Here is an 8,825-nt window from a genome sequence, read left to right on the forward strand (position 1 = left end):
CCCGTGGCCACCACCCCCCGCACCGTCGAGGTGCTCGCGACCTCCGCCGCCCAGCGCCGGTTCTGGCTGGTCGACCGGCTGGAAGGGCCCAGCGGCGTCTACAACACCGCCGCCGCCCTGCGGCTGCGCGGACCGCTGGACACCGAGCACCTGCGCCAGGCCTTCCAGCTCCTCGTCGACCGGCACGAGGCCCTGCGCACGGTGTTCCCGGCCCGCGACGGCGCCCCCGTCCAGCTGGTCCTGCCGCGCCGCGCCTTCGAGCTGGGTCTGACGGAGGCCACCGGAGCGGGCGAGGACGAGGTCCGCGCGCTGGCCGGCCGGCTCGCCGAGCAGCCCTTCGACCTGGCCAAGGGGCCGCTGATGCGGGCCGAACTGATCACCCTCGGGCCCGCGGAGCACCTGCTCGTCGTGGTCCTGCACCACATCGTGGTGGACCGCTGGTCCTTCGGCCTGCTGATGTCCGAACTCTCCGAGGCCTACGCCGCCCGGGCCGAGCGGCGGGATCCGCGGCTGCCCGAGCTGCCGGTGCGCTACGCCGACCACGTCGCCGGCCGCCAGGCCCTCCTCGACGGCGACCTCGGCGACCGGCTCCTCGGCTACTGGCGCGCTCAACTCGCCGGCACCCCCGAAGCGTTGGAGCTCCCCACCGACCGGCCCCGACCGCCGGTGCGCAGCTTCCGCGGTGCGAGCGTGCCGGTGCGGCTCGACGCGGCCGCCTCCCGGGCCGTGCGCGACCTGGCCAAGAGCGCGGGCGCCACCCCCTTCATGGTGCTGCTCGCCGCCTTCCAGGCCGTACTGGCCCGGCACGCGGGCTCCACTGAGGTGGTCGTGGCCACCGGGCCCGCCACCCGGGCGCCGGGCGCCGAACTGCTCGTCGGCTCTCTGGTCAACACGGTGCTGCTGCGCACCTCGCTGGCCGGCGACCCCACCTACACCGAACTCGTCGAGCGGGTGCGCGGCACCGCGCTGGACGCCTTCGACCACCAGGAGCTGCCCTTCGACCGGCTGGTCGAGGAGCTGGCGCCCAGCCGCGACCTGTCGCGCAACCCGCTGGCCCAGGTCGGCTTCGTGCTCCAGAACGCCCCCGCCACCACCCCCGAACTCACCGGCCTGGCCGTCGAGACGGTGCCCGTCACCCGCGACAGCGCGCACATGGACCTCGACCTCCAACTCACCGAAGAGGACGGCTGCTTCACCGGCTTCGCCGAGTTCGCCCTCGACCTGTTCGACGCACCCTCGGTGGTCCGCCTGCTCGGCCACTGGACCACCCTGCTCGGCGCCGCCGTCCGTGCGCCCGGCACCCGGCTGTCCGAACTGCCGATGCTCACCGCGGCCGAGCTGGAGCGGGAACTGCACACCTGGAACGACACCGACGGCGAGCTGCCCGCCGGGCTGCGCGTGGACCAGCTCTTCGCCCGCCAGGCGGCCCGGACCCCCGACGCGGCCGCGGTCATCGACGCGGCCGGCGCCCTGTCCTACCGGGCCCTGGACGCGTGGGCCGCGCGGATCGCCCACCGGCTGCGGGCGGCCGGCGTCGGCCCCGACGTGCCCGTGGCGCTCTGCCTGGAGCGCGGGGCGGGACTCAGCGCCGCCATGCTGGGCACCCTGCGCGCGGGCGGCGCCTTCCTCGGGCTCGACCCCTCCTACCCGGCCGACCGGCTGGCCTACATGCTCGCCGACGCGGCCCCGGCCGTGGTGCTGGCCCACCGGTCCACCGCCGGCGTGCTGCCCACCGGCACCCCGGTGCTGCTCCTGGACGACATCGCCGACGACGGACCCGAGTTCGGTCGTCACGCCGACGAACCCGGCGCACCGGTGGGGGAGTCGACGACGGCGGGCGAGACCAACCTCGCCTACCTCGTGTACACCTCCGGCTCCACCGGACGCCCCAAGGGCGTCGCCGTCACCCACCGCGCCATCGTCAACACCTTCGCCGGACTGGCCCGTTCGCACGGCTTCGGCCCCGGGGACCGGATGATCGCGCTGCACTCGCCGAGCTTCGACCCGGCCGTGCACGACTGCCTGGCCCCCCTCGTCGTCGGAGCCACCGCCGTCTTCCCCGCGCAGGGCGCGAACCGCGACCCGCGGCACTGGGCCGAGCTGGTCGCCCGGCACCGGGTGACCGTGTGGTCGATGGGACCCGCCGGCACCGAGGCCATGCTGGCCGCCGCCGAGGAGCACGGCCTGGACCTGGAGAGCCTGCGCACCGCGATGATCGGCGGGGACGTCCTGCCGCCCGCGCTGCCCCCGCGACTGCGCGCCGCCGCCCCCGGCTGCCGGGTGGTCAACTCGGCCGGCGTGGCCGAAGCCGCCTTCTGCAACAACGAGTACCTGGTCCCCGAGGAGGCCGGAGCCGGGCCGGTGCACTACGGCCGCCCGCTGCTCAACCAGCGGCTGCTGGTGCTGGACGCCCTGCTGCGGCCCGTCCCGGTCGGCGTCCCCGGCGAGCTGTGCGTGGCGGGCGAGGGCCTGGCCCGCGGCTACCTGGGCCGCCCCGGCCTGACCGCCGAGCGCTTCGTGCCGCACCCGCACGGCCGGGTCCCGGGCGAGCGCCTCTACCGCACCGGCGACCTCGCCCGCCGCCGGGCCGACGGCGAGCTGGAACTGCTCGGCCGCTCCGACAACCAGGTCAAGATCCGCGGCTTCCGGGTCGAGCCGGGCGAGGTGAGCGCCGTCCTGCTCGGACACCCCGCCGTGGCCGACGCGGTCGTGGTCGCCCGCGGCAGCGGACCGGGCGAGCGCCGCCTGGCCGCCTACTGGGTGCCCGCGGCCCGACCGGACACCGCCCCCGCGAGCGGGGCCGAGCTGGCCGCCTGGCTGCGCGAGCGGCTCCCGGCCCACCTGGTCCCCGCGCTGTGGACCGAGCTGGCGGCCCTGCCGCTCTCGCCCAACGGCAAGGTGGACCGGACCGCGCTGCCCGCGCCGACGGCGGCGCCCGACACCGCGGACCGCCTCGCCCCCCGCACCCCCGACGAGGCCGCCGTCGCCGCGATCTGGCAGCGGCTGCTGGAGCTGCCCGAGGTCGGCGTGCTGGACGACTTCTTCGCCCTCGGCGGCCACTCGCTGCTGGCCAACCGGCTGGTCAGCGCGCTGCGCGCCGAGTTCGCCGTCGAGGTGCGGCTGCGCGAGGTCTTCGCCGCCCCCACGGTGGCCGCGCAGGCCGAGCTGATCGGACGGCTGCGCTCCGCCGAGGGCGACCCCGCCCCGGCCCCGCTGCCGCCGGTCACCCCGGCGGACCGCTCCCGCCCCCTGCCGCTCTCCTTCGCCCAGCAGCGGATGTGGCTCTTCGACCGCTTCGCCCCCGGCAACCCGGCCTACCACGTGCCCACCGCGGTACGGATCGACGGCCCGCTGGACCCGGTGGCCCTGGCCGCCGCCCTGCGTGCCCTGATGGCCCGGCACGAGGTGCTGCGCACGGTCGTGCGGGAGAGCGACGGCGCCCCCGTCCAGCGGGTCCTGCCGCCCGGCGAGGCCCCGCTGACCGTCCGCGAGATCGCCGCCGGCGAGCGGGTCACCGACCTGGTCGACGCCTTCGTCACCCGCCCCTTCGACCTCGCGGCCGAAGCACCGCTGCGCGCCCTGCTGCTGCGCACCGGCCCGACCGAGCACCTGCTGGTCCTGGTGATCCACCACATCGCGCTCGACGGCTGGTCGATGGGCGTCCTGGTCGAGGACCTGGCCGCGCTCTACGACGGCCACGCCCTGGCGCCGCTGCCCGTCCAGTACGCCGACTACGCCCGCTGGCAGGCCGACCGGGCCGCCGAGGGCCGCTGGGACGCGCAGCTGGAGCACTGGCGCGGCCGGCTCGCCGGACCGCTGCCGGTCCTGGAACTGCCCACCGACCGGCCCCGCCCGGCCACCCCGAGCCTGGCCGGCGCGGTCCACGAGTTCACGCTGTCCGCCGAGCTGACCGAACGGCTGCGCGCCCTCGGCGCCCGGCACGGCGCCACCCTGTTCATGGTGCTGCTCGCCGGCTACCAGACCCTGCTGGGGCGGCTCTCCGGCGCCGCCGACGTGGTCGTCGGCACCCCCGTCGCGGGCCGCGGCCAGCGCGAACTGGACGGCCTGGTCGGCTGCTTCGTCAACAGTCTCGCGCTGCGCGGCGACCTGTCCGGCGACCCCGCCTTCGCCGAGCTGCTGGAGCGCACCCGCGACCGCGTCCTCGCCGACTTCGACGGCCAGGACGTCCCCTTCGAGCGGGTGCTGGACACCGTCGGCGCCGAGCGCGACCCCGCCCGGCACCCGGTGTTCCAGACCATGCTGACCCTGCAGAGCGCCCGCCCGCCGCGGGCCGGGTTCGAGGGCCTGCGCGTCGAGCCCGTGGAGGCGCAGACCGGCTCCTGCCTGATGGACCTGATGTTCACCGCCGCGGAGCGCGACGGGGCCACCGCCTTCACGGTGGAGTACGCGACGGACCTCTTCGACGCGCCGAGCATCGCCCGCCTGGCCCACCGCTTCGGCCTGCTGCTGGAGGCCGCCGCCGACGCCCCAGGCACCGCCCTGTCCCGACTCCCGCTGCTGGACGCCGAGGAGCGCCGCACGGCGCTCACCGACTGGAACGCCACCGCCCGCCCGCTGCCCACCGGCGGCCTGCACGACCTGGTGGCGGCCGCCGCCGCCCGGACCCCCGACGCCCCCGCACTGGAGCACGAGGGCCGTACGACCAGCTACGCCGAGCTGGAGGCCGACGCCGAGCGGTGCGCCGCCCGACTGCGCGACCTCGGCATCGGAGCGGAGAGCGTCGTCGCCGTCCACGCGGCCCCGACGCCCCGGCTGGTCACCGCCCTGCTCGGAGTCCTGAAGGCGGGCGCGGCGTTCACCACGCTCGACCCGTCCCTGCCCGAGGAGCGGCTGCGGCTGCTGCTGGACCTGTCCGGCGCCCAGCTGGTGCTGAGCGACGGCGACGCCCGCGGCGCCCTCCTGGACACCGTCCCGGTGGCACCGATCGAGGCGCCGGCCGCGCCGGGCGGGAGCGCGCCGGCGACCGGCGCCGTGACCGAACCCGCCACGCTGGCCTGCGTCTTCTTCACCTCCGGCACCACCGGCGCCCCCAAGGGCTCGATGTTCACCCACGAGGGCCTGGTCAACTTCACCCTCGCCATGGCCGAGGAGTTCCGCCTGGCCCCCGGCGACCGCTTCCTGCAACTGGCCTCCACCGGCTTCGACGTGCTGCTGGAGGAGCTCTTCCCGGCGCTGGCCGCCGGTGCCACCGTGGTGCTGCCCGGTGCGCGGCTGCTGGCCGCCGGCGTGGACCTGACCGGCTACCTGGCCGAGCACCGGATCACCGGCCTGGAACTGACCACCGCCTACTGGCACGACTGGGCCGCCGAGCTGGAGCGCACCGGCGCCGCGCTCCCCGCCGACCTGCGGTTCGTCGCGATGGGCGGCGAGCGGGTGCGCCGGGACCGGCTCGCCGCCTGGCAGCGGCTCGGGGTGGAGCTGGTGCACGTGTACGGGCTGACCGAGGTCACCTGCACCTCGACCACCCTGCACGTCGGCGCCGAGGCGGTGGACGGCGACGGACTGCCGATCGGGCACCCGCTGGCCAACACCACCGTCTACCTGCTGGACCCGGCCGCGGCGCCGGTACCGATCGGCTCACCGGGCGAACTCCACCTGGGCGGCGCCGGCCTGGCCCGCGGCTACCTGGGCCGCCCCGGCCTGACCGCCGAACGCTTCGTCCCGGACCCGTACGGCCCGCCCGGATCCCGGCTCTACCGCACCGGCGACCTGGCCCGCCACCGGGCCGACGGAGCCGTGGAGTTCATCGGCCGCGCGGACCAGCAGGTGAAGATCCGCGGACACCGGATCGAGCCCGGCGAGGTGGAGGCGCGGCTCGCCGAACGGCCCGAGGTCGGCGCCGCCGCGGTGGTGGTCCGCGAGGACGAGCCGGGCGAGAAGCGCCTGGTCGGCTACGTGGTGGCCGCCCCCGGCACCGCACCGGACGTCTTCGAGCTGCGCGCCGCGCTGCGCGAGCGGCTGCCCGAGTACCTGGTACCGGCCTCGATCGTGCTGCTGCCCGAGCTGCCGCTGAACGGCAACGGCAAGCTCGACCGCGGCGCGCTGCCCCGGCCCGGCCGGGCCGAGCTGACCGGCGCCGCCGCGGTGGCCCCGCGCACCCCCATGGAGACGGAGATCGCGGAGCTGGCCGGAGAACTGCTCGGCCTGCCGGCCGTCGGCGTCCACGACGACCTCTTCGACCTGGGCCTGCACTCGCTGCTGGCCGCCCGCTTCGCCGCCCGGGTCCGCGAGACCTGCCGGGTCGAGGTGCCCCTGCGGGTCTTCTACGAGGCCCCCACCGTGGCCGAGTTGGCCCTTCGGGTCGTCCAGCTCCAGGCCGAGGAGAGCGACCCGGAGGAGCTGCTGCGGCTGCTCGCCGAGCTGGAGGCCGAGGAAGGCCTCCCCACCGCTTGAGCCCAGCAGCACCCACCGCACCACCCGCACCACCCGCCCCGTCCGGGGCCGCCCACCCGCCGGGCGGCCCCGCCCCGCCCCACCCACCCCGGAGCCCCGCGACCCCGGCCGCTCCGGCCACTGGAGGAACCCATGCCCATCGCCCCGGCCCTGCTGGAGGACTGGCTCCGCGAGCGGTACTTCACCACCACCTACGACATCAGCAGCAGCGGCGTCGAGAACTACACCGTCGACCAGGTGCTCGCCCTGGCCGGGACCACCGCCGCCTCCCTCGGCGGGATCATGTTCCGCGACAGCCACTCGCTGGGCGGGGAGCCGCTGCGCGCCGCGCTCGCCGAGCGGCACGGCACCGACCCCGGCTCGGTGATCGCCACGCAGGGCTCCAGCGAGGCCATCTACCTGGTCATGCACGCCCTGCTCAAGGCCGGCGACGAGGTCGTGGTGCAGACCCCCGCCTACCACGCGCTGGTCGAGGTGGCCGCCTCGCTGGGCTGCCGGCTCGTGCCCTGGGCGATGCGCACCGAGGACGGCGTGGTCACCAACGAGGACGAACTCCTCTCCCTGATCGGCCCGGACACCGCCATGGTCGTGGTCAACTTCCCGCACAACCCGACCGGCGCCACCGTCACCGAGGACCAGCAGGCCGCGATCATCGAGACCTGCGCCCGCCACGACACCTGGCTCGCCTGGGACAACGCCTTCCAGCACCTGGTGTACGACCGCCGGCCGCTGCCCGACCCGACCGCCCGCTACCCCCGGGCGATCTCCTTCGGCACCCTCTCCAAGGCCTACGGACTCCCGGGCCTACGGGTCGGCTGGGCCCTGGCCGCGCCGGAGGTCCTGGCGGGCTGCGTGCGCCGTCGCGACTACACCAGCCTGGCCCTGTCGCCGCTCGTCGAAGCGGTGGCCACGCACGCCGTCCGGCACGCCGACGACCTGATGCGCCCCCGCCTCGCCCAGGCCACCGCCAACCGGGCCGTGCTGGCCGACTGGCTGGCCGCGCACCGCGACCGGGTCCGCGCCGACCTCCCGGCCGGCGGGGTCACCGCCTTCCCCGAGCTGACCACCGTGGCCGACGTGAGCGCCTTCGCCGACCGGCTCGACCGCGAGCACGGCGTGCTGGTCGTCCCCGGCGCCTGCTTCGGCGCGCCGCGGCACATCCGACTCGGCTTCGGCGGACCCGCCGACGAGCTGACCGCCGGACTCGACCGGCTCGCCGCCCTGCTGCCCGACCCGCGCTGAGCACCCCGCACCCGCACCCGCACTCCGCAGACCCGATTCCCGAGGTGACCCACCCCATGCACGCCCTCACGCTCGACCCCGTCGACGCCGACGCGATCAGCGCCCTCCTCGACGAACTCGCCGAGCGCCACGACAGCGTCGAGGACCAGGCGCTCCAGGACGAACTGACCCTCCAGTCCCACCGGTTGCCGCTCGCACTGCGCCGCTTCCTGACCGACTTCCGACTGCACGAGCCCGCCGGAGCCTGCGTGGTCTCCGGCTACCGCGTCGACCAGGACCGCATCGGCGCCACGCCCGCGCACTGGCAGCACCGCACCGGGGTCTCCCCGGCACTGCGCGAGGAGATCTTCCTGCTGCTGTGCGGGGCGCTGCTCGGCGAACCGGTGGCCTGGGCCACCCAGCAGGACGGCTACCTGGTGCACGACGTCCTGCCGGTCAAGGGCCACGAGGACGAGCAGATCGGCACCGGCAGCAACCAGACCATCTTCTGGCACGTCGAGGACGCCTTCCACCCCTACCGGGGCGACTACGTGGGCCTGCTCTGCCTGCGCAACCCGGACCGGGTGCCGACCACCTTCGTCGGGGTCCAGGACCTGGAGATCTCCGCCGAGGACCGGCGGGTGCTGGCCGAACCGCGCTTCTACATGCTGCCCGACAACTCGCACCTGCAGATGCTCGACGCCGGCCCCGGCCGCCCCCTGGAGGGCGGTACGCGGCTGCTGGACGCGGCCTACGAGCGCCTGAAGCAGATGCGCGACGACGCGGCGCCGGTCCCCGTGCTGTTCGGCTCGGAGACCGACCCGTACCTGTGCCTGGACCCGTACTTCATGGACCTGGACCGGCTGGACCCGCAGGCCCGCGGCGCCCTCCAGCGGCTCTCCGACGAGATCGACCGCCGCCTCGGCGGCGCGGCGCTCGCCACCGGCGAGATCGTCTTCGTCGACAACTACCGCGCCGTGCACGGACGCAGCTCCTTCGCGGCCCGCTTCGACGGCACCGACCGCTGGCTCAAGCGCGTCAACGTCGCCCGCGACCTGCGCAAGTCCCGCGACGCGCGGGCCACCGCCGCCTCCCGCGTCCTGTTCTGACCGGGACCCGCCGGCCCCGTCCGCCGCCGACAGCACTCCACACACCACCCACGGCCCGAGGGGCCCGAGGGCCCGCCTGAC

3 protein-coding genes are annotated in these 8,825 nt (G+C 75.9%); all 3 read left to right on the forward strand.

The window, feature by feature from the left end; translation table 11 throughout:
• Positions 1-3: 3 nt before the first annotated feature.
• Positions 4-6,414, forward strand: coding sequence for an amino acid adenylation domain-containing protein (locus tag ACZ4UB_RS10820; protein WP_468069726.1), 6,411 nt, complete (start codon positions 4-6; stop codon positions 6,412-6,414).
• Between the two features lie 132 nt (positions 6,415-6,546).
• Entirely contained in the window at positions 6,547-7,656 is a 1,110-nt protein-coding gene (gene vioD, locus ACZ4UB_RS10825; RefSeq protein ID WP_468069728.1) for a capreomycidine synthase, read from the forward strand.
• 56 nt (positions 7,657-7,712) lie between these two features.
• Positions 7,713-8,744 (forward strand): guanitoxin biosynthesis L-enduracididine beta-hydroxylase GntD, encoded by a 1,032-nt coding sequence (gene gntD / locus ACZ4UB_RS10830; protein WP_467965431.1) that lies wholly within the window; start codon positions 7,713-7,715, stop codon positions 8,742-8,744.
• Positions 8,745-8,825 lie beyond the last annotated feature (81 nt).

The organism is Streptomyces sp. NPDC028419, assembly GCF_055565515.1.

Bases quoted from the DNA above. Each gene is read 5' to 3' on its own strand.
- vioD (WP_468069728.1), top strand. From the start codon at position 6,547: ATGCCCATCGCCCCGGCCCTGCTGGAGGACTGGCTCCGCGAGCGGTAC.
- gntD (WP_467965431.1), top strand. From the start codon at position 7,713: ATGCACGCCCTCACGCTCGACCCCGTCGACGCCGACGCGATCAGCGCC.